The sequence below is a fragment of the Parendozoicomonas sp. 2304DJ65-17 genome (assembly GCF_058148445.1).
Map to the genome: position 1 here is coordinate 149,946 of NZ_JBYVJV010000006.1, position 26,370 is coordinate 176,315.

General features: G+C 47.8%; 23 protein-coding genes. 19 read left to right on the forward strand and 4 right to left on the reverse strand.

Annotated features, from left to right (window positions below; all coding sequences use genetic code 11):
• Nucleotides 1–17: 17 nt before the first annotated feature.
• Both dnaN and dnaA read right to left on the reverse strand, forming a co-directional pair.
• Nucleotides 18–1,121: a DNA polymerase III subunit beta gene (gene dnaN, locus ACY2RR_RS15925; RefSeq protein WP_490109158.1), complete on the reverse strand. Its 1,104-nt coding sequence runs from the start codon at nt 1,119–1,121 to the stop codon at nt 18–20.
• A 73-nt stretch (nt 1,122–1,194) separates the two neighbouring features.
• Nucleotides 1,195–2,997, reverse strand: a complete 1,803-nt coding sequence (dnaA, locus tag ACY2RR_RS15930) for a chromosomal replication initiator protein DnaA (RefSeq protein WP_490109159.1) — start codon at nt 2,995–2,997, stop codon at nt 1,195–1,197.
• A 587-nt stretch (nt 2,998–3,584) separates the two neighbouring features.
• Between dnaA and rpmH the strand changes: the two genes are divergently transcribed.
• The 10 genes from rpmH to ACY2RR_RS15980 all read left to right on the forward strand — a co-directional run bounded on the left by rpmH (nt 3,585) and on the right by ACY2RR_RS15980 (nt 16,282).
• Nucleotides 3,585–3,719: a 50S ribosomal protein L34 gene (rpmH, locus tag ACY2RR_RS15935; protein ID WP_155158554.1), complete on the forward strand. Its 135-nt coding sequence runs from the start codon at nt 3,585–3,587 to the stop codon at nt 3,717–3,719.
• A 17-nt stretch (nt 3,720–3,736) separates the two neighbouring features.
• Nucleotides 3,737–4,153 carry a ribonuclease P protein component gene (gene rnpA / locus ACY2RR_RS15940; protein ID WP_490109160.1) on the forward strand — a complete coding sequence of 139 codons (417 nt, stop codon included), beginning with the start codon at nt 3,737–3,739 and terminating at the stop codon, nt 4,151–4,153.
• Between the two features lie 33 nt (nt 4,154–4,186).
• On the forward strand, nt 4,187–4,474 hold the full coding sequence (gene yidD, locus ACY2RR_RS15945; RefSeq protein WP_490109161.1) for a membrane protein insertion efficiency factor YidD: 288 nt from the start codon (nt 4,187–4,189) through the stop codon (nt 4,472–4,474).
• A 3-nt stretch (nt 4,475–4,477) separates the two neighbouring features.
• Complete coding sequence (yidC, locus tag ACY2RR_RS15950; RefSeq protein ID WP_490109162.1) at nt 4,478–6,124, forward strand: membrane protein insertase YidC; 1,647 nt, start codon at nt 4,478–4,480, stop codon at nt 6,122–6,124.
• Between the two features lie 148 nt (nt 6,125–6,272).
• Nucleotides 6,273–9,653, forward strand: a complete 3,381-nt coding sequence (locus tag ACY2RR_RS15955) for an inositol phosphate phosphatase SopB (protein WP_490109163.1) — start codon at nt 6,273–6,275, stop codon at nt 9,651–9,653.
• Nucleotides 9,654–9,730: 77 nt separating this feature from the next.
• On the forward strand, nt 9,731–11,119 hold the full coding sequence (gene mnmE / locus ACY2RR_RS15960; RefSeq protein ID WP_490109164.1) for a tRNA uridine-5-carboxymethylaminomethyl(34) synthesis GTPase MnmE: 1,389 nt from the start codon (nt 9,731–9,733) through the stop codon (nt 11,117–11,119).
• 688 nt (nt 11,120–11,807) lie between these two features.
• Nucleotides 11,808–13,697, forward strand: coding sequence for a tRNA uridine-5-carboxymethylaminomethyl(34) synthesis enzyme MnmG (gene mnmG, locus ACY2RR_RS15965; RefSeq protein WP_490109165.1), 1,890 nt, complete (start codon nt 11,808–11,810; stop codon nt 13,695–13,697).
• A 160-nt stretch (nt 13,698–13,857) separates the two neighbouring features.
• A complete protein-coding gene (rsmG, locus tag ACY2RR_RS15970) occupies nt 13,858–14,523 on the forward strand; it encodes a 16S rRNA (guanine(527)-N(7))-methyltransferase RsmG (RefSeq protein ID WP_490109166.1) in 666 nt (221 codons plus the stop codon).
• Between the two features lie 35 nt (nt 14,524–14,558).
• Nucleotides 14,559–15,371, forward strand: coding sequence for a ParA family protein (locus tag ACY2RR_RS15975; protein WP_490109167.1), 813 nt, complete (start codon nt 14,559–14,561; stop codon nt 15,369–15,371).
• Nucleotides 15,372–15,373: 2 nt separating this feature from the next.
• On the forward strand, nt 15,374–16,282 hold the full coding sequence (locus ACY2RR_RS15980) for a ParB/RepB/Spo0J family partition protein (protein ID WP_490109328.1): 909 nt from the start codon (nt 15,374–15,376) through the stop codon (nt 16,280–16,282).
• Nucleotides 16,283–16,296: 14 nt separating this feature from the next.
• Here the strand turns inward: ACY2RR_RS15980 and ACY2RR_RS15985 are convergent, their stop codons facing one another.
• The gene (locus ACY2RR_RS15985) at nt 16,297–17,883 is read right to left on the reverse strand and encodes a Ulp1 family isopeptidase (protein WP_490109168.1); all 1,587 of its coding nucleotides are present in this window, start codon (nt 17,881–17,883) and stop codon (nt 16,297–16,299) included.
• Nucleotides 17,884–18,196: 313 nt separating this feature from the next.
• Between ACY2RR_RS15985 and ACY2RR_RS15990 the strand changes: the two genes are divergently transcribed.
• The 9 genes from ACY2RR_RS15990 to ACY2RR_RS16030 all read left to right on the forward strand — a co-directional run bounded on the left by ACY2RR_RS15990 (nt 18,197) and on the right by ACY2RR_RS16030 (nt 25,339).
• Complete coding sequence (locus tag ACY2RR_RS15990) at nt 18,197–18,574, forward strand: ATP synthase subunit I (RefSeq protein ID WP_490109169.1); 378 nt, start codon at nt 18,197–18,199, stop codon at nt 18,572–18,574.
• A 51-nt stretch (nt 18,575–18,625) separates the two neighbouring features.
• Complete coding sequence (gene atpB, locus ACY2RR_RS15995) at nt 18,626–19,495, forward strand: F0F1 ATP synthase subunit A (RefSeq protein ID WP_490109170.1); 870 nt, start codon at nt 18,626–18,628, stop codon at nt 19,493–19,495.
• A gap of 71 nt (nt 19,496–19,566) precedes the next feature.
• The gene (gene atpE / locus ACY2RR_RS16000; RefSeq protein ID WP_281648060.1) at nt 19,567–19,833 is read left to right on the forward strand and encodes a F0F1 ATP synthase subunit C; all 267 of its coding nucleotides are present in this window, start codon (nt 19,567–19,569) and stop codon (nt 19,831–19,833) included.
• A 125-nt stretch (nt 19,834–19,958) separates the two neighbouring features.
• Complete coding sequence (locus ACY2RR_RS16005; protein ID WP_490109171.1) at nt 19,959–20,429, forward strand: F0F1 ATP synthase subunit B; 471 nt, start codon at nt 19,959–19,961, stop codon at nt 20,427–20,429.
• 13 nt (nt 20,430–20,442) lie between these two features.
• Entirely contained in the window at nt 20,443–20,976 is a 534-nt protein-coding gene (locus ACY2RR_RS16010) for a F0F1 ATP synthase subunit delta (protein WP_490109172.1), read from the forward strand.
• Nucleotides 20,977–21,006: 30 nt separating this feature from the next.
• Nucleotides 21,007–22,551 (forward strand): F0F1 ATP synthase subunit alpha, encoded by a 1,545-nt coding sequence (gene atpA / locus ACY2RR_RS16015; RefSeq protein WP_490109173.1) that lies wholly within the window; start codon nt 21,007–21,009, stop codon nt 22,549–22,551.
• 15 nt (nt 22,552–22,566) lie between these two features.
• Complete coding sequence (gene atpG / locus ACY2RR_RS16020; RefSeq protein ID WP_490109174.1) at nt 22,567–23,427, forward strand: F0F1 ATP synthase subunit gamma; 861 nt, start codon at nt 22,567–22,569, stop codon at nt 23,425–23,427.
• A gap of 73 nt (nt 23,428–23,500) precedes the next feature.
• Nucleotides 23,501–24,877: a F0F1 ATP synthase subunit beta gene (gene atpD / locus ACY2RR_RS16025; protein ID WP_490109175.1), complete on the forward strand. Its 1,377-nt coding sequence runs from the start codon at nt 23,501–23,503 to the stop codon at nt 24,875–24,877.
• A 36-nt stretch (nt 24,878–24,913) separates the two neighbouring features.
• Nucleotides 24,914–25,339 carry a F0F1 ATP synthase subunit epsilon gene (locus ACY2RR_RS16030; RefSeq protein ID WP_490109176.1) on the forward strand — a complete coding sequence of 142 codons (426 nt, stop codon included), beginning with the start codon at nt 24,914–24,916 and terminating at the stop codon, nt 25,337–25,339.
• A 235-nt stretch (nt 25,340–25,574) separates the two neighbouring features.
• On the opposite strand, the gene ACY2RR_RS16035 is transcribed toward ACY2RR_RS16030, so the two are convergent.
• Entirely contained in the window at nt 25,575–26,210 is a 636-nt protein-coding gene (locus ACY2RR_RS16035) for a TetR/AcrR family transcriptional regulator (RefSeq protein ID WP_490109177.1), read from the reverse strand.
• Nucleotides 26,211–26,370: the final 160 nt, after the last annotated feature.

The window sequence follows — 26,370 nt, forward strand, 5'->3', positions numbered from 1 at the left end:
TCTATATAAAAGAAGGATCAGAGGCGCATGGGCATAACCACGTAAACAGAATCACTGTTTTCGGGTTCTTCCACCAAGGCGCTGCTGTTTGGATCAGACAGAGTCAGCTTCACTGCATCGCAATCAATAACAGAGAGAACATCCAGCAAGTAGCTTACGTTAAAGCCAATCTCCAGAGAGTTGCCTTCATAAGTAACTGTCACTTCTTCTTCCGCTTCTTCCTGCTCTGGGTTATTCGCCATAATCTTGACGGTGTTCTGATCCAGGATCAGACGAATACCTCGATACTTCTCATTGGAGAGAATAGAGGCACGGTTCAGAGCCTGACGCATAATCTGGCGATCACCGATAACAATCTTGTCGCCGCCACGAGGCAGAACACGTTCGTAATCAGGAAACTTACCGTCAACCAGCTTGGAGGTGAAAATAAACGCACCAGTGGTTGCACGGATATGATTGGCGCCCAGAGTAATGTTTACAATCTCTTCGCCATCAGTAAGCAAGCGTGCCAGCTCAAGAATACCTTTACGGGGAACAATCACCTGATGGCGATCATCCTGACTGATGTCTGCTTCAACAGTACACATAGCCAGACGGTGGCCATCGGTAGCAACAGAGCGCAGTGCATGCTCACGTACTTCAAGGAGCATACCGTTCAGGTAGTAGCGTACATCCTGTTGAGCCATGGCAAAGCCAGTCCGGTCAATCAGGCGACGAAGACGGGACTGAATAATTGAGAAAGAGTAAGAGCCAGACTCTTCATCAATACTTGGGAATTCATTGGCAGGAAGCGTGGAAAGTGTAAAGCGTGAACGCCCGGAACGGAAAATCACACGCTGATCTTCCAGCTGGAAAGTGATATCACTGTCTTCAGGCAAAGACTTACAGATATCCATCAGCTTCCGTGCCGGTACAGTAATCTCACCATCTTCCGCAGGGCTTTCGAGGTGAACTCGGCCTACCAGCTCCACTTCCAGATCGGTACCGGTCAGAGACAGGGTGTCGCCTTCGACAACCAGAAGAACGTTGGACAATACGGGCAGTGTTTGCCTGCGCTCAACGACTCCAGCAACCAGCAACAGTGGCTTAAGCAGGGCTTCCCGGTTAATGGTAAATTTCATTGTTTCCTTTCTCGCCTCTAGCTAAGGAAATTCGTCAATATCTGGTTAACTGAACTACTTAATTCAAAAGCAATTAACTGGTAAGCAAACGCAAGAGATTCTTATGATCTTGCTCTATTTCAGCATCACTTTCACACAATTGCTTCACTTTCCGACAGGCGTGCAAAACCGTTGTATGATCACGCCCACCATAAGCATCGCCAATCTCCGGCAAGCTGTGATTAGTCAGCTCCTTTGACAATGCCATAGCAATCTGTCGAGGTCGAGCAACAGAACGACTACGCCTCTTAGAAAGTATGTCTGAAATTTTGATTTTGTAATATTCAGCAACTGTGCGCTGAATATTTTCAATGCTTACCTGTTTGTCCTGAAGAGCCAGAAGATCTTTCAGAGACTCGCGAATAAGATCAACATCAATCTTACGCCCCATAAAGTGTGCACTAGCAATAACCCGCTTCAGAGCACCTTCAAGCTCACGCACATTGGAACGTATACGTTGTGCAATAAAGAAAGCAGATTCATGTGGCAGTTCTACACGTGCCTGTTCTGCTTTCTTCATAAGAATGGCAACACGTGTTTCCAGCTCGGGAGGTTCAACAGCAACAGTTAAGCCCCAGCCAAAGCGTGACTTAAGACGTTCTTCCAGACCGGATATTTCTTTTGGATAACGATCACAGGTAAGAATCATCTGCTGGCCACCTTCAAGCAAAGCATTAAAGGTGTGGAAGAACTCTTCCTGGGAGCGTTCCTTTCCAGCAAAGAACTGAATATCGTCAATCAACAGTGCATCAACAGAACGGTAATAACGTTTGAAGTCATTAATAGCATTCAGCTGAAGTGCCTTAACCATATCGGCAACAAATCGTTCGGAGTGCAGATACACAATTTTGGCATCTGGATTATGTTGTGCAAGCTGGTTACCCACCGCATGCATAAGGTGAGTTTTACCCAAGCCTACTCCACCATAAAGGAAAAGCGGGTTGTAAGCAGAACCAGGGTTCTCAGCAACTTGTCGTGAAGCAGCCAGTGCCAGCTGGTTGGACTTACCTTCCACAAACGTATCAAACACAAAAGACCTGTTAAGAGAGCTTGTGTGCTTAATACTGCCTTCTACTTCTACCTGTCTTTTAGGAGTAACAACCCGTGAAGGAGCAGGAGTAATAATTGGAGAAGGCGAACTGAATTGTGGTCCCTGTTCCGCTACCAGAACATCATTATGATTCGTTTCATGATAAGCCGATGCAACAGGTACAGGCTCAACCTGTGAAATCTCCTGAACCTCTGGCTGGTCCACTTCAGATTTTCGCCGAAGTTCATTCGCGATCGGATTTACAAAACGTTTACGTACAGAAGCCGGTGTAACAGCTGCGGGAGTTTCACGCCCAAAATCAAGAGTCTTGCTACTGACTTGTTCGGGAGCAGCATTTAATGGCTGAGAAACAGAAGCTGGTGCTTTCTCTGCGACAGGTGTTTTTTCCGAAACCTGATTCTGGCTGTATAGATCCAGATTAGTCTGGCCGTTATCAGAATCTTTATTCCGGGAAGTACGCGCAGAGGCAGGTGCGGCAGAAACAGAAGACTTACTCTTTCCGGAAGTAAACTTGAATGATGGCCTGCGGTTACTCACTCCAAGGGCAATAGCCGGAGGATTGCCGTCAGACAGCTCCATTAAAACTTCTTCTATACGGGGCAGGTACTTGTCTTTCATCCAGTCAAGGACGAACCGGTTTGGCGCCAGCAGGCATAACTCATCGTGGTCAGCCATGACTTTGAGCGGGCGCAACCAGGTATTGAATTGCTGTAGAGGCAATTCGTCCTGAAGGATTTCCATGCACTTCTGCCAGAGTTCACGAGGCACTGGGACAACTCCGGTCATTCTGAACGACTGTGGTCAATTTTAATGTTGAAAACTCCGTTATTTTATCCCGATCGGAATAGGTTATCCACACCCCTAATAACAAACTTCACCATTATTAAAGGTTTTTTATTATCTTTTTCATACGGTTAAAACAAATACAAAAATTTCTGTGGATATCAATTTTATAGTTATGCCTGTGGATATGTCTGTGCAAAAAGATTGAATTTCTTGAGATATAGCTGTTACAAATTGATGAAACCATGGTCTTCAATTGAAAGAAAATTTCGAAAAAACAGAAGCTTAAGAAAGACAGATAAAGTGGATAAAAACTTATTTCTCAGGCGTTGATAAAATAACAGCGGAAAAAGTAATAAACTGGGGCAACACCAACAAGAACTCATCAAAACCGATATTCAAAAAAGAATATTTTTTACATATATGAGCTTTTATATTGGCAAAAATCACTGAAATATGTAGATATACGATGAATTGATCGTTTTTTATACATCTTTTAAATTGACGCTATATAAGGTATTCCCTAAAATTGCGCGTCATTTTATTTTTCTCGTTTCACGACGAGGGATCCCTCAAAAGAGTAGATAGACATGAAAAGAACTTTTCAACCAAGCGTACTGAAGCGTAAGCGCACCCACGGTTTCCGCGCTCGTATGGCCACCAAGAATGGTCGTGCCGTTCTGGCTCGTCGTCGTTCCAAGGGCCGTAAGCGTCTGGCAGCCTGATCGATCAGGGCCTGCATATGACTTTCGGATTCAGCCCGAGTTTAAGGCTGCTGAAGTCATCAGAGTTCAAACGGGTTTTTGATAAGGCTGATATAAAGGTTTCCGACAGGAACATTCTTATACTGGCACGAGAGAACCATCTGGATATCCCCAGAGTTGGTTTGATTATCGCCAAAAAGAATGTACGAACCGCCGTATCCAGGAATAGGATCAAACGGGTTATTCGTGAGACATTCCGCCACAGTCAACACAGTCTTCAGGGACTGGATTACGTTGTTCTGGCCAGAAAAGGCCTGGGTGAACTCGATAACAGGCAACTACACAGCCTGCTCGACAAGCAGTGGTTACGTGCTCGAAAAAGGTCAGCATCCTTACGGAAATCTGATCAATCCAGCCCTAAAAAGCCCGATAGAGCCCGCCCCCCTGTCGATTAACAGTCCACAGGGGATTGCCAACAGGTACAGAACATGATGAATCCAATACGTTCTTTCGTTCTGTTACTGATCAGGGGCTACCAATATGGAATCAGTCCCCTGATGGCAAACCACTGTCGTTTTTATCCCTCCTGCTCCTCCTATGCCACGGAAGCCATTAACACTCACGGCCTCCTCAAAGGCGGATATCTCTCATGCCGACGTTTACTGCGCTGTCACCCCTGGAATCCTGGGGGATACGATCCCGTACCTGACAGTCAGAAAAGACAGGCATTGAAACAGGCGGATCCGGACACCTCCAACCGTTTCGATGGCCACTAAATCATGGATTTGCAACGTACCCTCTTAATCGCGGGTCTGGTTGTTGTCGGCTACCTGATGGTGCTGCAATGGAACCAGGACTATAACCAGCCGCAAGCTGTCAGTCAGGCCGCCACTCAGCTCCCTGCCAGCAACACTCCGGATATCCCGGTTGCATCAGCAACTTCCGATGCACCAGTTCTCCCCGGTGACGAAAAGTCAGAAATTTCTGCCCCATCACACGCTCAGCTGATCACTGTAACAACTGATACTTTGATCCTGACTATTGATACCCGTGGTGGTGATATCGTTCGTGCAGAACTCCCCAAGTACCCTCAGGTAAAGGGTGAGAAAACTCCTTTTGCTCTGCTTGAAAACAGCACCAGCCGCCTGTTTGTCGCACAGAGCGGCCTGACCGGAACCAATGGTCCAGATCGCAAGGGCAAGCCTCTCTACAGTGTTGAGCAGACCTCCTACAACCTGGGTGATAATGAATCAATGAACGTAGACCTGTCTCTCAAGACAGAGAACGGCGTTGATATCACCAAGCGTTTCTCCTTTACCAAAGGCAAATACCAGGTTGGTGTGGATTATATTATTCACAACGGCAGCAACAGCGACTGGAAAGGAAACTTCTACGCTCAGCTGAAGCGTGATAACTCCAAAGACCCAAGCCAGGAAATGAGCAGTGCCTCCGGCATGAACACTTACCTGGGGGCCGCTGTTAAAAGTAATGAGAAGCAGTACCAGAAGCTGGAGTTTGATGAATTCACCAACGAGCCTTTCAAAGAGAAAGTGGAAGGTGGTTACGCAGCAATCGTTCAGCATTACTTTGTAAGCGCGTGGGTTCCTAAACAGGATCAGTTCAACACTTATCAGACCCGCACCTTTAACGGCGACAACATTGTCAGCGTTGTTGAGCCTGCCGTTGAAGTCGCTCCTGATACTACAGAAACTGTTGGCGCAACTCTGTACCTCGGTCCTAAGAATCAGAAAACTCTGTCCCAGCTGGCACAGGGTCTGGATCTGACTATCGATTACGGTGTGCTGTGGTGGTTTGCCAAGCCCCTGTTCCTGCTGCTGAGCTTCCTGCACTCTCTGATTGGTAACTGGGGCTTCAGCATCATTGCTCTGACCATCATTGTGAAAGGTGTGTTCTACCCACTGTCTGCAGCCAGCTACCGCTCCATGGCGAAGATGCGCAAGATCACTCCAAAGATGCAGGCTCTGAAAGAGAAGCATGGGGATGATCGTCAGGCGCTGTCTCAGGACATGATGAAGCTGTACAAGGAAGAGAAAGTAAACCCAATGGGTGGCTGTCTTCCAATTCTTGTGCAGATGCCAGTATTCATCGCTCTGTACTGGGTACTGCTGGAATCTGTTGAGCTGCGTCATGCTCCATGGCTGGGCTGGATTCAGGATCTCTCTCAGATGGATCCTTACTTCATCCTGCCGCTGATCATGGGTGCATCCATGTTTGCACAGCAGATGCTGTCTCCAACGCCTCCAGACCCCATGCAGGCACGTGTGATGAAGCTGATGCCTGTCATCTTTACTGTCTTCTTCCTGTGGTTCCCTGCCGGTCTGGTACTGTACTGGGTAACTAACAACCTGCTGTCTATTAGCCAGCAGTGGTATATTACCAAGAAGATTGAAGCTGCAGATGCTTAAAATCTGGGTTTCTGACAAAAAGCGGACTTTTTAAGTCCGCTTTTTTTATGTCTGTACAAAAAACTACAGCAACAAGCCACACACCGGGCTGTCTGGCCTGTAGCTCCTATATTTGAGAAAAGAAGGATCTTGTCAGGCTTATTAAAACATGCACATTATTACCCCCGTTATCAGGGCTGTGGGAGCGGCTGTTTCCACCGTACTAAGACCCATAGCAACAATGCTACGCTGGGTTGTGCAAAGCATTCCTGGAGTCAGAAGGCTGATCGCCCAAAGAGGAGAGGGTGGCAGGGTTCAAGAAAGACCACTGGAGCTGCGAACTATCCGTTCGACAACGCTGGAAGAACTGACAGACCAGGAACAACCACTAGCAGAAACATCTTTAGTTACTGCAAGAAAACGCCCAAAAAGACGGGCATCTCCGCCTCCCATAACACTTTCTTCTTTTGAGCCTGCAGAGTCACTGTCCTCTCCCTCTCTGTTTGTCCCACAGAGATTAAAGAGCAGTTCTCTTGATTTGGAGTCGATATCTGAAAAATCAAAAGAGTCCTTAACTCTTTCGGTGGCAGAACAGTCTTTTAAGCCACAGCCTTTGGATGATCAGCCAGAGCTGGTCACATCATTATCGGAAAGCGGTTTATTAAGTTCAGCAGAAACAGCTTCAGAAAGAGAAGACTTAACAGATTTCGGGGGAGATGAGCTGTCTCCGGTAGAGAGTCAGTCCTTTGAGTTTCCCATTCTTTCATCACGTTCCTTTACGAGCACAAGAATAAGAAAACGCAAAAAACATCCCCCACAAACACTACACAGATCTGGGAGTTTCAGCGACAGTGACTTAGACGATTCTAGCTCATTGCCAACCAGAAAATCTTTGTATCAAAAGGTAGAAGAACACTCTTCAAAGGATACACAAACCAGGCTAAGCGTACTGCAACAAGAATGTGATGTTGATGAAGAAGACTGGAAAGATATTATCGAACAGGCTGTAGAAGAATCCCTTTCCCCCAATATTCTGGCAGGCGCATTTTCATCAGAAAGTGAAACATCATCGACAGATACTGCAACATCAGGCGACTCAACAGACTCAGGCACAGAGCCCGTTGTTGATGTACGAGCCAAAATCTATGGCATAACTCACGGAACAGTTTCCAGCTCAGATGAAATCAGCTCAAGCGATGATCATATTTCCGGAACTGATTCCAGTGACAGTGACTTCTACGCTCAAACCGAGACAGCAGGAAATGTACCTTTACCACCATGCGTGGTGGAAACCCGCTCAAGCATTCGGGCTTTTTATAAACAGGTTGATATCAGCAAATCAGATTCACAACTTTCCAAACTACTCTCACGGAGCAAGATCCCCCGAGACGAATGGAAAAATATTCGGCATCAGCTGGTGTTACGCAGCTATAGCTGTCCTTATGCCAGCGACTTGCCTGCGCTCCTCGAGCAAACTCTCGCGGAATATCGTTCCCCCACAGAACAACTTCTGCAGAATACCACCAGAAAGTTGGGATGGAGTGCCGATAGAAAACGACCATTGTCTGCCAGCGATGTAAGAGATAGCCAGAAACTTCCAGACCATACTGACCCAGCTCTGGTAAAAATAATGAAAGCACTGGCAACAGTAACAGCTTCAACTGTCAGAGCCCTGGAATGGAATCCTTATCAAGATAGCGAACGAACTATTCACAATCACCAGAAAGTGCTTTGGCAAACTCTGGAGGCTATTGATGAATTAAAAGATCAGGTTCATGACTTTAACAAAGAACTAGACCCGCAAGATCTAATTGCGGAAGTGGTGAAAGATCTTGAATCTATGGAATCTGCAGTATCTGTTAAACAAGAGGCTATACAAGCCTGCTTAGAGAATGACTACAGAGAAAAATCAAAAGTCACAACCAAACTCAACAGAATTAAAAGAGCGGCATTTGAAGTTTTGGATGAGGATATTTCTACACTCCAAGCGACCCAACGAAAACTGAGTGAAGAAGCAGAAATGCTTTCTAGAAAAAAAGAGAGAGCAAAGAAAAAAGCTGCAGTCATCCTTATACAGGAAAAAATAGATAAGCTTGAAAAGGTGAAATTGAAAATTGTCAGGAGGTCATTTAACCCTGAAAAAATTAAAAATAAGGATGGAATAGTTGTTGATGCAACAAAACAGTTGAAGCAGTTTGATAGCAAAGTAGAGAGTGCGATGGATAAGTTTAAACTGGGCGAGCGGTTTAGACTCCATCTCAACGAGTTACTGAATGCTGAATGCGCTGAAACACTCCACTCCAGAATTCCCATTACAGTAGATAATCAGATTCATGTTATAGAATCAGAAGCCACTCCCGCCCATGCCATACGTTTTTCTCTGGGTGACAATCCTGTGCCGGGAAGCCCCCATGAACCTTACGAAACACCTTATGAAGGGAAGATAAATAACTCAGCCAGCCGAACCACAGATCACGCCCGCAACGTCTACCGCCAAAAAGTTACACGGGGCAAGGACGTTATCAGCGAATACACCCGCATGGGTATTCCATGTCCTTACTGGCTTGAAGATAAGCAGGAGCGGAAAAACGCTATTGATGTCGCCTGGAAAGAGGCGATGACCATTCAGATAGCCTGTACACATAAAATCATACCAGGCTTCTCTGCGGCTTTGGATAGCAGTAAAGAAAACGCGATAACTTTACCCATGGCTTATCTCTGTCTGTTAAGCCCAGACAAACTCAGAAACACGACAGGTATTCATGAAGACGAATATGCCATGGCGGAAGAATCCATTGATCGTCTTTACGAACTATCAGAAGAACCCTTTGAATTAAGCATGACTGATGACGAAAACGTTAAACACACCATCTGGATTAAACCTGATCCTCTGGCGTTTATTACGCCCCTGAACCAACTGGCCTTTGGTGCAACGGGATCCCTGATTAAAACTTATGACCTTGCGGATAAATACAATGAAAAGTCTGTAAACCAGTTAATAGGCAATCTGGGTAAACCAATTGAAGGTTCAAAGGAAACCCATAAAGAGATTGGTGGTTCTGTTGGAGAGCTTCTGCAGAGTAATCCGAACTTATCACCTTTGGAAAAAGAAAATATTATTGCCCACGCAAAAGAACTGGCCCGTATTTACAGAAACAGACTCCACCATAAAGGCGGTAATCGTCCTGCCTATATGGGCTGGCTGATTCAGGAATTATGTCGTTATACCGGCCGTGATTTCTGGGCAGGCTGCAAGAGCGGTAAAGACCGCACAGGCAACTATTTCGTAACCTCTAATGTTGAATCTGCGGAAGCCTATTTAAGAAACGAAGCCGCGAAGAAGCATCCGGAATTAACAACCACAGCAGCCCAACGTCTTAACCTCGGTCAGGACATGGATACCCCTGAAAGAGTTTTAAATATGAACACTGCGCTTTACCTCGATCCCAGCCTGCCCATTACCGGAGCATGTGTCGGATTTGATGGTCTGAAGTGTGATAAAAAATCTCTTGGTTTGAACAAAGCGCAATTGGGGCGGGTGAAAAACTAACGGCTTCGGCAACAGTTCTTTGCCCATCCTTTTACCCTTCATTAGACTAGCGCCTTTCTAATCAACTCAGATTGGCCATGACCTCTTCACACACCTCAACTCACCCTCCACACAGTCAAGACACCATTGTTGCCCAGGCCACAGCACCAGGAAGGGGAAGTGTGGGGATTGCGCGTGTTTCCGGCCCCCGCGCCGGTGAAATCGCCAAAATCATTCTTAAGCGTGATTTAACGCCACGTCATGCTCACTACCAGCCGTTCTATGACAGCAACGATAACGTTATTGATGAAGGGCTGGCCTTGTATTTCCCAGGCCCGAATTCTTTTACCGGTGAAGATGTGCTGGAACTTCAGGGCCACGGCGGCCCGGTTATTCTTGACCTGTTACAAAAAGAGATCACCAACCACGGTATTCGTCTGGCCCGACCCGGTGAGTTTTCTGAACGGGCCTTTCTAAACGACAAGCTCGACCTCGCTCAGGCAGAAGCTATCGCCGACCTGATCGACAGTTCCTCAGAAGAAGCTGCCCGCAGTGCTGTTCGTTCTCTACAGGGTGCGTTCTCCAAAAGAGTGAACGAACTTGTGGAAGAACTTATCCACCTGAGAATCTATGTGGAAGCGGCCATCGACTTCCCGGAAGAAGAAATCGACTTCCTTTCTGATGGCAAGGTTCAGAGGAATCTTGAGCAGGTTATAGACAAGTTATCCACAACCTTCGCCGAAGCCAGACAGGGTTCTCTGGTTCGTGATGGTATGACAGTTGTGATCGCCGGACGTCCAAATGCTGGCAAATCCAGCCTTTTGAATGCGCTTTCTGGTAGGGACAGCGCCATTGTCACAGATATTGCCGGCACAACCCGGGACGTACTCCGTGAACATATCCACATTGATGGTATGCCTTTGCACATTATCGATACTGCCGGCTTGCGGGACAGTGAAGACGTTGTGGAACAAATTGGGGTTAAGCGAGCTTTCGATGAAATCTCTCAGGCAGATCTTGTTTTATTGATGGTGGACAGCACCACAACCAGCGCAACAGATCCTCACGATATCTGGCCAGAGTTTGTTGATCGTCTTCCTGCCGGGGAAAAGATCTCTGTTATTCGTAACAAGGTTGATCTTTCAAATGAAGAAGCGGGGATAACAGAAGGGCAATTCCCGGTTATCCGGCTTTGTGCACAAACAGGACAAGGTGTGGATAACCTGCGCCAACACCTGAAAACACTGATGGGTTACACAGGAACAAGTGAAGGTAGCTTCAGCGCCCGCCGTCGCCATATAGAAGCTCTGGAGCAGGCCAAAACCTTCCTTTACCAGGGGCGAGATCAGTTACTGGGCATGGGAGCAGGGGAACTTCTGGCAGAAGATTTACGTCAGGCACAACAGGCTTTGGGAGAAATCACTGGAGAATTTTCCAGCGATGATCTTTTGGGGAGAATTTTCTCAAGCTTCTGCATCGGAAAATAAACAGACATAAAAAGTCATACAGAGGAGCTATCCACAGCTAGCTCCTCTTTTTTGCCCACATTTTATCTACAAGAAAACAGTGCCAAATGACAAAAAACACGGTTTTTAACACTTTATTAAGCTGTGATTAGATTGCTAGCTCCCCTAATTCTCTAAGGGTTCGGTAGACTATCAACAAATAGAAGTGGAAATCTTCAGGTGGATAACTGTGAAAAAGACAGGTGAAATCAGGTTGTTTATAAACCTGAATATAACGAGGGGGAAAACAGGTGTATTGAGCAGTGGACAAAAAAATAAGCTCGATTGAACCGAAAATTTATTCACACTGAAAACAATAGAAAATCAACGCTTTCTAACCTTTTCCGAACACAGTTGTTATCTTCTGCAAGTCTTTCTATTAAAGGGATTGAGGCACTTTTCCACACAAAACAGCTCCCTAAATAAAAACATAAATAAGAAAAGAATAAAGAGATACATATATATCTTCCTTAATTCATAAGTCGTGAAGATATGTTGAAAAGAGGGAAAGGGATAAATCAGGTCATCAGGAAAACAGATAACCCTATGCCAGTAAGAGATTTCCACAGAAAAGACTGGTTTTCTTTTTACCAGCAAACTTTATACTCTCGCGCCTCACATTTACTATCAGATCAGCCACAGTCAACAGAGTTACGGAGGAAGTAGCCGAATGGACTTTCCAGCACGTTTTGATGTCATTGTTGTCGGTGGCGGTCATGCCGGTACAGAAGCAGCACTGGCTTCTGCCCGAATGGGAGCCAAAACCCTATTGGTGACCCATAACATAGAAACCCTTGGCCAGATGTCCTGTAACCCGGCTATTGGCGGTATTGGTAAAAGCCATCTGGTGAAAGAGATCGATGCTCTCGGCGGAGCCATGGCAAAAGCCACCGATCTTGGTGGCATCCAGTTCCGGGTATTGAATTCTCGTAAAGGGCCAGCAGTTCGTGCCACACGGGCTCAAACCGACAGAATTCTTTATAAAGCAGCAGTTCGTGAAATTCTGGAAAACCAGGACAACCTCTGGCTGTTCCAGCAATCTGTTGATGACCTGATTGTTTCTGGTGACGATGTTAAAGGTGTTGTTACTCAGATGGGCCTGCGCTTTGAAGCAGAACAGGTTGTTCTGACAGCGGGAACATTCCTTGGTGGTTGCATCCATATTGGTTTGCAAAATTACGGTGGCGGTCGTGCTGGCGATCCAGCCTCTATTAATCTGGCTAACCGTCTTCGTGAACTGCCTTTACGGGTTGAAAGGCTGAAAACCGGTACACCTCCTCGCATTGATGCCCGTTCTGTGGACTTCTCTGTGATGCAGGAACAACCAGGCGATACACCGATACCTGTTATGTCTTTCACTGGCTCCCGTGCTGATCATCCAAAACAGATCAGCTGTTTTATTACCCACACCAATGAAAGAACCCACGATATTATTCGCGGTGGCCTTGATCGTTCTCCTATGTACACAGGAGTTATCGAAGGTGTGGGCCCCCGTTACTGCCCGTCTATTGAAGATAAGATTCAGCGTTTTGCTGATAAGAATTCCCACCAGATCTTTATCGAGCCGGAAGGTCTGACGACTCACGAGCTGTATCCCAACGGAATATCCACAAGTCTGCCTTTCGATGTGCAGCTGGAACTGGTTCGTTCTATCAAAGGTATGGAGAACGCCCATATTGTTCGTCCGGGCTATGCCATTGAGTATGATTTCTTTGACCCCCGCGATCTGAAACCTTCTCTGGAAACAAAAGTTATCCACGGCCTGTACTTTGCGGGTCAGATCAACGGTACAACCGGTTATGAAGAAGCCGGTGCCCAGGGACTGCTGGCAGGTTTGAATGCGGCACTGCGTTCTAGAGGTGAAGAAGCCTGGTGTCCTCGTCGGGATGAAGCTTACATCGGGGTGATGGTTGATGACCTGATTACCAACGGTACATCTGAACCTTATCGCATGTTTACCAGCCGTGCGGAATACCGCCTGATTCTGCGGGAAGATAATGCGGATATCCGTTTGACACCAAAAGGCCGGGAACTTGGTCTTGTGGATGATGAGCGCTGGGCATCTTTCTGCGCCAAGCAGGAGTTGATCACCAGTGAGACGGAGCGTTTAAAAACTACGTTTATCCATCCTTCCAAACCAGAAGCAGAAGCTATCAACAGCAAGCTGGAAAATGCTATCTCCCGTGAATACAGCCTGATGGAACTGCTGAAACGTCCGGAACTGAATTACCAGGATGTGGCCAACTTGAAAGGTGAAGCTGTGGATAACGAATCTGTTGCTGAGCAGGTTGAGATTCAGAGCAAGTATCAGGGTTATATTGAGCGTCAGGCGGAAGAGATTGAACGTCTTCGCCGTCATGAAGAAACAGCTCTGCCGGAAAATATGGATTTTGATGCCATCACTGGTCTATCCAATGAAATCCGCCAGAAGCTGAATGATGTGCGCCCGGCTACTCTTGGTCAGGCTTCCCGTATTCAGGGGGTGACTCCAGCTGCAATTTCGCTTTTGCTGATTCATTTGAAAAAGCGTTCACTGGTTACAAACGCATCTGTTGAGTAACACTCTCTGCTGAGGCTGTTAACAAAACAGCAAACAATGGTAGTCAGGGGTTACTGAGTTCACCATTGCTAACGAGGCAGCTGTCCTTTACTAAGGGGGCAGCTGCTTTTTCGTGATAAAATAAGCGGTTTTAAGAATCGTCGATACAAGGTCAGGCTTTGTGAACAACCTTGAGGTTATGCTGCAGTCCGGTGCAGATGAGATGGGTATTGAAATCAGCCCGGAACAAATTCATGCACTGTGTGAATATGTTGGTCTACTGATGAAGTGGAACAAGGTGTATAACCTGACCGCCGTACGCAACCCGGAAGATATGGTTTCCCGCCACATTCTTGATAGCCTCAGTATTCTGCCTTTTGTGAAAGAGATTGTGGCTCCCGGTGAAAGCTTTATTGATATTGGCTCTGGCCCAGGGCTTCCTGGAATTCCGCTGGCTATCATGCTTCCCGATCGTCGCGTATCCACGCTGGACTGTGTAGGAAAGAAAACCCGGTTTCAGGTTCAGGCCTGTACTGCACTTGGCATAGAAAATGTTACAGTTCTGAACGAACGTGTGGAAAACTGGAAACCGGCAGAGCTATATGATGTGGTGATGTCTCGCGCGTTCAGTTCCATGAAAGACATGATGGTGGGGACAGACCACTTACTGAAAACAGATGGTAAATGGCTGGCCATGAAAGGTATTCACCCGGATAACGAACTGGAAGAACTGCATGCCGTTCGCCCGGATATTAAGGTGATTGAATCCCATTCCCTTGATGTTGCTGGTTGTGAAGGACAGCGGCATCTTGTCATACTGGAACGGATGGAAACGGCACGGGCTTAACAACAACCGTGGAAACAGTTTAAGGGGCCTCGCAGATGGCAAAAATTCTGGCCATCACCAACCAGAAAGGTGGTGTCGGTAAAACAACTTCATGTGTCAATCTGGCAGCATCTCTTGCTGCAACCAAGCGACGGGTGTTGCTTGTTGATCTTGACCCCCAGGGTAACGCCACCATGGGATGTGGTGTGGATAAACATGAGTTGCCTGTATCTGTTTACGAGGTGCTGGTTGGTAAGGCTAGTGTTGAACAAGCCATTGTGCCTTCCGAGTCTGCCGGTATTGAAGTACTGCCAGCCAATGGTGATTTAACCGCTGCAGAGGTTGAACTGATTAATAAGCAGGACAGCGAAGGTTGTCTGGATCGCGCTCTGCAGCCCCTGAGAAGCCACTACGATTTTATTCTGATTGACTGCCCGCCGTCGCTTAACATGTTGACTGTGAACGCTCTGGTGGCCTCTGACGGCGTTATTATCCCCATGCAGTGCGAGTACTATGCACTGGAAGGTTTGGCGGCTCTGATGGAAACTGTATCCGGTATTGCTGCTGCCAGAAATTCTCGTCTGCATATTGAGGGTCTGTTGCGCACTATGTATGACCCGCGAAACAGCTTGACGGTTGAAGTATCTCGTCAGCTGATTGGGCACTTTGGCAATAAAGTTTACCGAACTGTTATCCCCCGTAATGTCCGTTTGGCAGAAGCCCCAAGCCATGGGTTGCCAGTATTGAAATACGACAAACACTCCCGCGGAGCTATTGCTTATCTGGCTCTGGCTGGTGAGCTTATTCGCCGGCAGGAAGCCGGTAAAACCAAGAAATCGGCTGAAGCGGCCGAAACAGCCGTGAGGTAAAACTGTCAGTGGCTAGGAAAAAAGCATTAGGAAAGGGCTTGGGAACGCTACTGCAAAGTGCCCGGGTTGCAGAAGAGATTGAAGAACTGCAGAAACCATCCTCGTTAGAGTTAGAAGTTGCCCGTGACAAAATGTTGCGTGAGCTACCGGTCGAGTTTATAGAGCGTGGTCGTTATCAGCCCCGCCGGGATATGAGCCCGGAAGGCTTGGAAGAACTGGCCAGTTCAATCCGCAAACAAGGTGTTATGCAACCTATTGTTGTTCGCCCTGTTGGTGAAAAAGGTGAAGACCGTTTTGAAATTATTGCCGGTGAACGTCGCTGGCGTGCTACCCAGCTGGCTGGCCTGGATAAGATTCCTGCGGTTATTCGTGAAGTTCCCGATGAAGCGGCTATCGCTATGGCGCTTATCGAGAACATTCAGCGTGAAGACCTTAATGCTATCGAAGAAGCGATTGCGCTTGCCCGCCTCAAAGAAGAGTTTGAACTCACCCAGCAGGAAGTGGCTGAGGCTGTTGGCAAATCCCGGGTCACTGTGACCAACCTTTTGCGTCTTCTTTCTCTGCGTGAAGAGGTTCGTAAGATGCTGGAATACGGCGATATTGAAGCCGGCCACGCAAAAGCTATTCTCGGACTTTCTGAAGAACAACAGTTGGAAGCGGCTCGCACGGTAGTAGCTAAAGGTTTGTCAGTGCGTCAGACCGAGTCAATGGTTCGTCGGATGCAGCAGGAAGCAGCTGCACCGTCTGAAAAGAAAAAAGTTGATCCGGATATTCGCAGCCTGGAAGAAGATCTCTCCCAAAAGATCGGAGCAAAAGTTGCTATTCAGCACTCAGCAAAAGGTAAAGGAAAGCTGGTGATCAGCTACAATACCCTTGATGAGTTGGATGGTGTGCTGGCGCACATTCAATAACGAACCAATTTAAGTTAGTCCAAAACAATAACATCATCAGATTTGGGGCTTGCCGCTTCACTCTGATGATGTTTTCTTTTTCTCCGCCTCCTAACTGGTGCAACACCTGGCACAAGCACTTCTCCACAACCTGTCAGTGTTGTTCTAATAGTTGTCCGAAAGTTTTCATAGGAGGGGGAATCAAGGTTCTTTGGTAATTCGGTCGCACCTTCATAAAAATACCCTGCTGCTTTCAGCATGGCTGGAGCGCAATCATAACCGTTTCCCTGCTCAGGAAGATCTACAGCTACACTCTGAAAGGCTTTGAGCCGCTCAACTTCTTCACTCTGAGTTTTTCTGTAGAACTCTGTTAAAAATACTTTGATTTTTTCGATTTCAGGAGCCTTAGATTCTGGGGACAGGGAATCAACGGAGTAAATCTTCTGGTTCTGATTATCGACCACAACCAGCACCCAGTGGTTGACTCTGTGTACAGGAAAAATAAGTCGTTCAAAATCTTTTACTCTGAATGGGAGTTGTGGGATTTTTTCTTTGTCTCTGTTAACTGACCAAAAGGTGTCAAATGTCAGGCATCTTGGAGCGCCCTCTGTTAACTCGCTTCGTTTCTGATAAACACACAGAGCTCCATTGACGACATTGTCGTTTACATAAATTTCAGGATCGAGAGTTTTGAAATCTTCGTGATTGATTTCAAAACTTTGAAGTTCACCATCTATGCGTACTCGAGAGGCTTTTTTCTGAGAGCTTTCTGGTTTCACGTTTTCGGAGAATGCCACCAGTATATTTGCGGAAACACACTCTGGCGGTTCAAACCTCATGGGTTGCGTATCTTCAGGGTCATCCGGGATTATCATTGGGTCTCCCCTGCCTCCTTTAAGGGTGGCAGGTTTCTCTATAGGAGTGTCTGGTTCTGGATGATCAACTAGAAGAATTGTCGGGGGAGAGTCGCTTGCTTGGCCTATATCCACATCCATAGGAGTGGAAGGTGAACTAGTAGTCGTCGAGTAAGGGTTTTTATCTTCGATTATTTCCTGTGGAGAAAAAGAGTCTCTGAATTTTTGGCGCTTCTTAACTGGTTCATCTTCTGATTCACCTGCACCAATAACGGACTGATAAATATCACTATCCAAAATAGAAGGAAGTGTTGAAGGGGCTTCGACAGGTGGTTCTTGTTCTGGTGAAGGCGTTAATACAGGTGTCGTCTCAATTTCCATGCTTTCAGGAGCTGGCGAATATTTAGCTGCTAGAGATGGTGGAGAAGAGGGGGCTACTTTCTCTGGCATTTTGAGAGGAGTAGCAATACTTGGTGGAGAGCTAATCTGTGCTGGCTGTTCGTAAAGAGTTGTTGTTGGAGAAGGCTGTATGGAAACCGATGGATCGGTTGAGTGAATTTCACGATCACCTATTTCTTGCTCATCCTCTGTATCTAAAAAATCATCACAAACTACAGGGGGGGGGAATTCTCTAGGAAGAAAGGTAGAGTTATCTGCAATGCTGATTTCTATACCATCAGCTCGCTGTTCAGGTTGGGGACGTTCATCCTCTACTCCCCAAGCATAATAAATCCCTCTTAAGATTCCTCTTAAACAATCCATACCCATATGACCCCAGCAATTATTAGCTGGAAATTATTCTGCATTTAACAGATTGGAGACATAACGATTAAGTAAGAACCACTTACTGAAAATACCCACATAAAATCAAAGGAAAAGGCATTTCGCAGTTATATAAAACCCGGTAATAAATGCGGTTGATCGTAGGTAATATTACTCATATAATTGCCACGCCTAGCAGACGCTTGAAAATAAGGCAAAAAAGACGGGGCGTTCAAATAGTTTTTATAAGAAGTCGTACAGGTTCAACTCAAGGTAATAAATGTTGAACGTACAGAACAAAAACAGAGGTATGAGGGACATGTCAGTGAAGTCGCCTCATTTGCGGAAACCACCTGTTTTCCGGGTCATTATTGTCCAGGCAATTATTACGATCCTGTTATTTGCAGGGCTGCTTGTTGTTGACAAGACCGCAGCTGTATCAGCACTTCTTGGAGGGCTGGTCTGCCTCGTACCTAATGCCTACCTTATTTTCAAAGCTTTTTCCCTTTCAGGCGCTCGGGCAGCGAAAAATATAGTTAAGAATTTCTATCGAGGCGAGGCCGGCAAGTTTTTATTAACTGCAAGTGGCTTCGCTCTTGTTTTTGCGCTGGTCAAACCTCTGGATGCAGTGGTTTTGTTTGGCGCATTTATGTTGGTGCAGGCAGTTAACTGGTTTACACCCTGGCTTCTTAAGTGAAGCTGGTCATTCCAGACTGCGAAAATACGGGTGAGCTAACGAGATAGTTTTATGGCAGCAAATACAGCCTCTGGTTATATACAGCACCACTTGCAGAACCTGACTTTTGGTCAGCTCCCGGTTGGTTATGAGCGGTATGATGGCTCAGTGCTGAGTGAAGCAACCTGGACAATTGCCCATAGCGCCGCCGAGGCGAAAGACATGGGGTTCTGGGCTATCCACGTAGACAGCATGTTGTGGTCTGTTCTGCTTGGTTTCGTTTTCCTTGGCCTGTTCCGCATGGTTGCCAAGAACATTACCAGTGGTGTGCCTGGTGGTTTGCAGAACGCTATTGAAACCATTGTTGAGTTTATTGATACCAGCGTTAAAGAGAGTTTCCACGGCAAGAATCCGGTTATTGCCCCACTGGCTTTGACTATCTTCTGCTGGATCTTCTTCATGAACCTGATGGACCTGATTCCGGTTGACTGGATTCCAGGTCTGGCAACTCTGGCCGGTGTTCCTTATATGAAGATCGTGCCGTCTACCGACCCTAATATCACCATGGCAATGTCTATCAGCGTCTTCCTGCTGATGCTGTTCTACTGGGTGAAAGTAAAAGGCTTTGGTGGTCTGTTTGGTGACCTGGCCCTGCACCCATTCTCTAGTAACAACCCTGTCGCCAAGGTTGCCCTGATTCCTGTGAACCTGCTTCTGGAAACTGTATCTCTGATCGCTAAGCCAATCTCTCTGGGCTTACGACTGTTCGGCAACATGTACGCCGGAGAACTGATTTTTATCCTTATCGCCATGATCGGATACCTGCAGCTGCCTCTGCACTTTGGCTGGGCCGTACTGCACATTCTGGTTATTACCTTGCAGGCATACATCTTCATGACCCTAACCATCGTTTATTTGAGTATGGCTCATGAAGATCACTAAGTAATCGCGTAAGCGCTGCATTAACCCTGAGAAATCACTACACCATCTGACAATAAGAGTCTGGAGGAAATATGGAACTGGTAGTTGGTCTGACCGTCATCAGTGTTGCAATCATGCTTGGTCTCGCGGCCCTGGCTACAGCCATCGGCTTCGGCATGCTGGGTGGTAAGTTCCTGGAAGGCGTTGCTCGCCAGCCAGAGACTGCACCTATGCTGCAAACCAAGATGTTCATTGTGGCAGGTCTGCTCGATGCGATCCCAATGATTGCTGTTGGTATCGCCCTGTTCTTCACCTTTGCCAACCCGTTCATCGCACAGGCTGCTGCAGCCCTGCAGTAATCCTGGGTTAATGGCTAAGTGAGCTTTCTGTCAGTTCTGTTTTTCCGGCGCCACGTTTTAAAACGGCGGTGTCCGGAAAAACCAGCAGAAAGCAAAACATTAACTGAATTGCGAGAGGTATTGGTGTGAACATCAATGCGACCATAATTGGTCAGACGATTGCGTTCGCATTCTTCGTGTGGTTCTGCATGAAGTATGTATGGCCGCCCATCATCGGCGCCCTGAACGAGCGACAGAAGAAAATTGCTGACGGCCTTGCTGCGGCAGACCGTGCATCAACTGATCTGGAACTTGCCCAAGCCAAGGCCATGGAAGAACTCCGTCAGGCACGTGATCAGGCTAAAGAAATTGTAGATCAGGCCAATCGACGCGCCGCGGTGATTGTTGATGAAGCCAAAGACAATGCTCGCGAAGAAGGTGAACGTTTGATTACTGCTGCTCGTGCTGAAATAGAGCAGGAAGTGAATCAGGCCCGTGAAGCCTTGCGTGCTCAGGTTGCCAGTATTGCAGTTGCCGGTGCCGGCAAGATTCTTGGCAAGCAGATTGATGAGGCAGCTAACAGCGAACTGGTAGACCAGTTGGCAGCTGAGCTCTAAGGCGGAGGCGACTATGGAACTGACCACTTGCGCCCGTCCTTACGCCAAAGCTGCGTTTCAATATGCTCTTGACCAGAAGGCTTTAGAAAGCTGGTCACAGATGCTGAAAAACGGCGCAGCTGTGGTTCAGAACGAGAAAGTCAACGTACTGCTTGGAATGCCATCACTTACTGCAGATCAAAAGGCTTCTGCCTTTATTGAAGTCTGTGGTGACAGCCTGAACGATGGTGGACGTAATTTTGTCCGCACTCTGGCTGAGAACAAGAGAATAACCCTGCTTCCTGAAATTGCCGAACTGTTCGAAGCCTTGAAAGCTGAACAGGAACAGAGCGTCGACGTAGAGGTTCTCTCCGCATTCCCTCTCTCTGACGAGCAGCTCGAAAAGCTGGCTGAGAAGTTACGGGGCAGACTGAGTTCTGAGGTCAGAATGGTTAATGCAATTGACCCGGAACTGATCGGCGGCGTTGTCATTCGCGCTGGAGATCTGGTGATTGACAGCAGCGTTAAGGCAAGGCTGGAGAAGCTTGCCCACGCAATGCGCTCTTAGACAAAGAATCTAAATTTGGCAGGTTTGGTAATGCAGCAACTGAATCCTTCAGAAATCAGCGACATCATCAAGGGCCGTATCGATAGCCTTGATGTAGCTGCTGAAGCCCGTAATGAGGGCACTATCGTCAGCGTATCTGACGGTATCGTACGTATCCACGGTCTCGCTGATGTTATGTACGGCGAGATGATTGAATTTGACGGCGGCGTGTTTGGCATGGCCCTGAACCTGGAACAGGATTCAGTCGGCGCCGTAATCCTGGGTGACTACAAAGGACTGGCCGAAGGTCAGAAGGCCAAGTGTACCGGCCGTATCCTGGAAGTACCTGTTGGTAACGAATTGCTGGGTCGTGTTGTCGACGCTCTGGGTAACCCCATTGACGGCAAAGGTCCACTCGAAGCCAAGCAGACTGCTCCTGTAGAAAAAGTAGCACCAGGCGTAATCGCCCGTCAGGGTGTAGACCAGCCAGTACAGACTGGTTACAAGGCTATCGACTCCATGGTTCCAGTTGGTCGTGGCCAGCGTGAGCTGATCATCGGTGACCGTCAGACTGGTAAGACCGCTGTTGCTATCGACGCCATCATCAACCAGAAAGGCACCGGCGTTAAGTGTGTCTACGTTGCTGTTGGTCAGAAGCAATCTTCTATCGCGAACGTTGTACGTAAGCTGGAAGAACACGGCGCAATGGATCACACCATTGTTGTTGCGGCTGGCGCGGCTGATCCTGCAGCGATGCAGTTCCTGGCTCCGTTCGGTGGTTGCTCTATGGGTGAATACTTCCGTGACCGCGGTGAAGATGCCCTGATCGTATACGATGATCTGACCAAGCAGGCTTGGGCATATCGTCAAATCTCCCTGCTGCTGAAGCGTCCTCCCGGTCGTGAAGCTTACCCTGGTGACGTTTTCTACCTCCACTCCCGTCTGCTGGAGCGTGCCGCACGTGTTAACGCGGACTACGTTGAGAAGCTGACAGGTGGTGAAGTTAAGAACCAGACTGGTTCCCTGACCGCTCTGCCAATCATCGAAACCCAGGCGGGTGACGTATCTGCATTCGTACCGACCAACGTAATCTCCATTACCGATGGTCAGATCTTCCTGGAAACCGACCTGTTTAACGCGGGTATTCGTCCTGCGATGAACGCCGGTATCTCTGTATCCCGGGTAGGTGGTGCAGCCCAGACCAAGATCATCAAGAAACTTGGTGGTGGTATTCGTCTGGCACTGGCTCAGTACCGTGAACTGCAGGCTTTTGCACAGTTCGCTTCTGACCTTGATGAAGCGACTCGTAAGCAGCTGGAACATGGTCAGCGCGTAACCGAGCTGATGAAGCAGAAGCAGTACCTGCCACAGTCAGTAGCTGAGATGGGCGTTGTTATCTTCGCCGCTGAAAAAGGCTACCTGGAAGACGTTGAACTGAACAAGATCGGTGATTTTGAAGCTGCCTTGCTGAGTTACGTAAACAGCGAGCACGCCACTTTGATGGCCACCATTAATGAATCTGGTGACTACAACGGCGAGATTGAAAGCGGCATCAAGGAAGCTATCGAGAAGTTCAAAGCAACCCAGACCTGGTAAAGGGAGCGGATTGCGATGGCAGTCGGTAAAGAGATAAAGACGCAGATAGCGTCGATACAGAATACGCAGAAAATCACCTCCGCCATGGAGATGGTTGCTGCGTCCAAGATGCGGAAAGCACAGCAGCGTATGGAGCGTTCTCGCCCATACGCTCAGAGCATTCGTCAGGTTGTTGGACACATTGCCAACGCCAACCCCGAGTATCGCCATGACTATATGGTTGAGCGTGAAGTGAAGCGGGTTGGTTACATCGTTGTCTCTACAGACCGTGGCCTTTGTGGCGGCTTGAACACCAACCTGTTCAAGAAAACCGTAGCTGACATGAAAGCATGGCACGACCAGGGCGCGGAAGTTGATGTTTGCGTTGTTGGTAACAAAGCAGCCTCTTTCTTCAATAGCTACGGCGGCAATGTCGTTGCGGCTATGAATCATCTGGGTGACGCGCCAAACATTGCCGATTTGATTGGTGGTGTGAAGGTGATGCTGGATGCTTACGAGCAGGGTCGTATAGATCGCCTGGTGGTGACTTACAACCAGTTCGTAAACACCATGACTCAGTCTCCAGTGTGCGAGCAGCTTCTGCCTCTGCAGGCGGATGAAGACGCAAACCTGAAGCACCCTTGGGATTACCTGTACGAGCCGGACGCAAAACTCCTTCTGGATGAGCTGCTGGTGCGTTATATCGAGTCCCAGGTGTATCAGTCTGTGGTTGAGAATAATGCCTGCGAACAGGCTGCACGGATGGTTGCCATGAAGAGCGCAACCGATAATGCCGGCGGCCTGATCGATGAGCTGAATCTTGTGTACAACAAGGCCCGTCAGGCAGCGATTACTCAGGAACTTTCCGAGATCGTGAGCGGCGCGGCGGCCGTTTAATTTTAAGGTCGGAGTCTGATGGAGCGTATCCAGAGGGCTCAACCTGTTAAAGATAAGAGGTGAGGACACACTTATGAGTAGCGGTCGTATCGTACAGATCATCGGCGCCGTTATCGACGTCGAGTTCCCGCGCGACGCTGTCCCTCAGGTCTATGATGCCCTGAAGGTAGACGGTAAGGAACTAACTCTGGAAGTACAGCAGCAGTTGGGTGACGGTGTTGTCCGTGCCATTGCTCTGGGTTCCACAGAAGGCATCAGTCGTGGACTGGTTACCAATAACACCAATGCTCCTATTCAGGTTCCTGTAGGTACCAGTACTCTGGGCCGGATCATGGACGTATTGGGCGATCCTATCGATGAGAAGGGCCCAATTGGTGAAGAAGAGCGCATGTCTATTCACCGTGCGCCCCCTTCCTATGCTGAGCAATCTGCCAGTAACGAACTGCTGGAAACCGGCATCAAGGTTATCGACCTTGTAGCCCCGTTTGCGAAAGGCGGTAAGGTTGGTCTGTTCGGTGGTGCCGGTGTAGGTAAAACCGTAAACATGATGGAGCTGATCCGGAACATTGCGATTGAGCACTCCGGTTTCTCTGTTTTCGCTGGTGTAGGTGAGCGTACCCGTGAAGGTAACGACTTCTACCACGAAATGACTGACTCCAACGTTATCGACAAGGTATCACTGGTTTACGGTCAGATGAACGAACCACCTGGTAACCGTCTGCGTGTAGCACTGACAGGTTTGACCATGGCTGAGAAGTTCCGTGACGAAGGCCGCGATGTACTGTTCTTTGTGGATAACATTTACCGTTATACACTGGCCGGTACTGAGGTATCCGCACTGCTGGGTCGTATGCCTTCAGCGGTAGGTTACCAGCCAACTCTGGCAGAAGAGATGGGTGCCCTGCAGGAGCGTATTACCTCCACCAAGACAGGTTCCATCACTTCCATCCAGGCCGTATACGTACCTGCGGATGACTTGACTGACCCATCTCCAGCTACCACCTTCTCGCACCTTGATGCGACTGTGGTACTGAGCCGTGATATCGCTTCCAAGGGTATTTACCCTGCAATCGATCCTCTGGATTCCACCTCTCGTCAGCTGGATCCTCTGGTTATTGGTCAGGAACACTATGACGTTGCTCGTGGCGTTCAGACTGTTCTGCAGCGCTACAAGGAACTGAAGGACATCATCGCCATTCTGGGTATGGACGAACTGTCTGAAGAAGATAAGCAGACTGTATCCCGTGCCCGTAAGATTGAGCGTTTCCTGTCTCAGCCATTCTTCGTTGCGGAAGTATTTACCGGCGCGCCTGGTAAGTATGTGCCTCTGAAAGAGACTATCCGTGCGTTCCAAGGCATTCTGGCTGGTGAGTACGACTCCCTGCCTGAGCAGGCGTTCTACATGGTTGGTGGTATCGACGAAGCCGTTGAGAAAGCCAAGTCTCTCTAAGCGAAGAGTGAGTTATTCACAGGAGGGATTGATACCATGACCATGAATGTACACTGTGACATTGTTAGTGCCGAAGAAGACATCTTCTCTGGCAAAGTAGAGATGGTTGTGGCTACCGGTACCGAGGGTGACCTCGGTATCACTCCAGGCCACACACCTCTGATCACCAGCCTGAATCCTGGTCCTATCCGGATCATTCACGAAGGCGGTGAAGAAGAGATCTACTACATTTCTGGCGGATTCCTGGAAGTTCAGCCCAAGACTATCAAGGTACTGGCAGACACCGCTCTGCGTGCTGAAGATATGAGTGAGGCTGCTGCCGAAGAAGCTAAGAAGCAGGCTGAGAAAGCACTGTCTAATCAGCAGGGTGAGTTCGACTACAGTCGTGCTGCTACCCAGTTGGCCGAGGCTGCTGCCCAGCTGCGTACTTTGCAGGCTATTCGCAAAAAACTGGGTAAATAAGGCTTTTCTACAAGGCTTGAATTTATTCAGAAAAGTTAGATGTGAGGTTATATTTCACTCTTAACTGTTTGAAAAATAGTCAAAATAAAACCCTCAATACCAGTTTTGGTATTTGAGGGTTTTTTGTATCTGTAGGTATTAGTGTTTCGTCGTTTAAACGTGTTTGCTAAGAAGACACCTACTAATAAACAGTACAGACACTTCTGCGCAGATTTCCATAGCACCACGGTAAGCTTTAAACCCCTGTGGATAGTTTGCTATAAACCTTCTCCTGCTTCATATAACTGCCCATAAAGTTCTTCAAGAACATATCCAGCATCTGTTCTCCAGTCGCATGCTTTTCCTGCAAAGCCCCTCCACCTGCAGCCAGCAGACAAATCCCGTGAACCCCAGCCCAGATCACCCGTGAAGCTATGTGGATATCCTGCAGGCTCTTTCGTGCTCCAGTTCTGCTGAGTTGTTCTGTGAACAGGGCGAATAACCTGTCTATCCGACTCTTTTGCCACTCCGGCAGAACCTTCTGATCCGGTATCCGGTGTTCAAAGGCTAGATGCCACCTGTATGGGTACTTTCGTGCATATGCGAGATAAACCCGGGAAAGTTTCCTTAGAGCAAGCTGTGGATTGTTTTCGTCACGAATGGCAGTGGCTGACAAGGTATGAAGCTCATCCAGTGTTTCAGCGTTTGCTGCCAGCAATAGCTCCCCATAACTGCCAAAACAGTTGATAACTGTTGCCGGAGCGTAACCAATCAACTTGGCCACTTTTCGAAGGCTGAGTTCCTGTGGAGGATAAAGTGTAAGGAAGTCTTTAGTGGCTTTCAGAGTGAGGCGCTGAAGCTCATCTTTGCTGTGTTCGTTGCGTCTGGCCATATCCTTTAGCCCTGCACATTACACACTGTTCAGAAAAAACTTCAAATAATAAACAGTGTTCATTTTATAAATTTTACAGCGTTCAATTCATTCTGGAGGCTCTGGAACGGGGGCGTCAAGAAATCAGCTGAAAAACAACTGAACAGTGTTCAGTATTTTG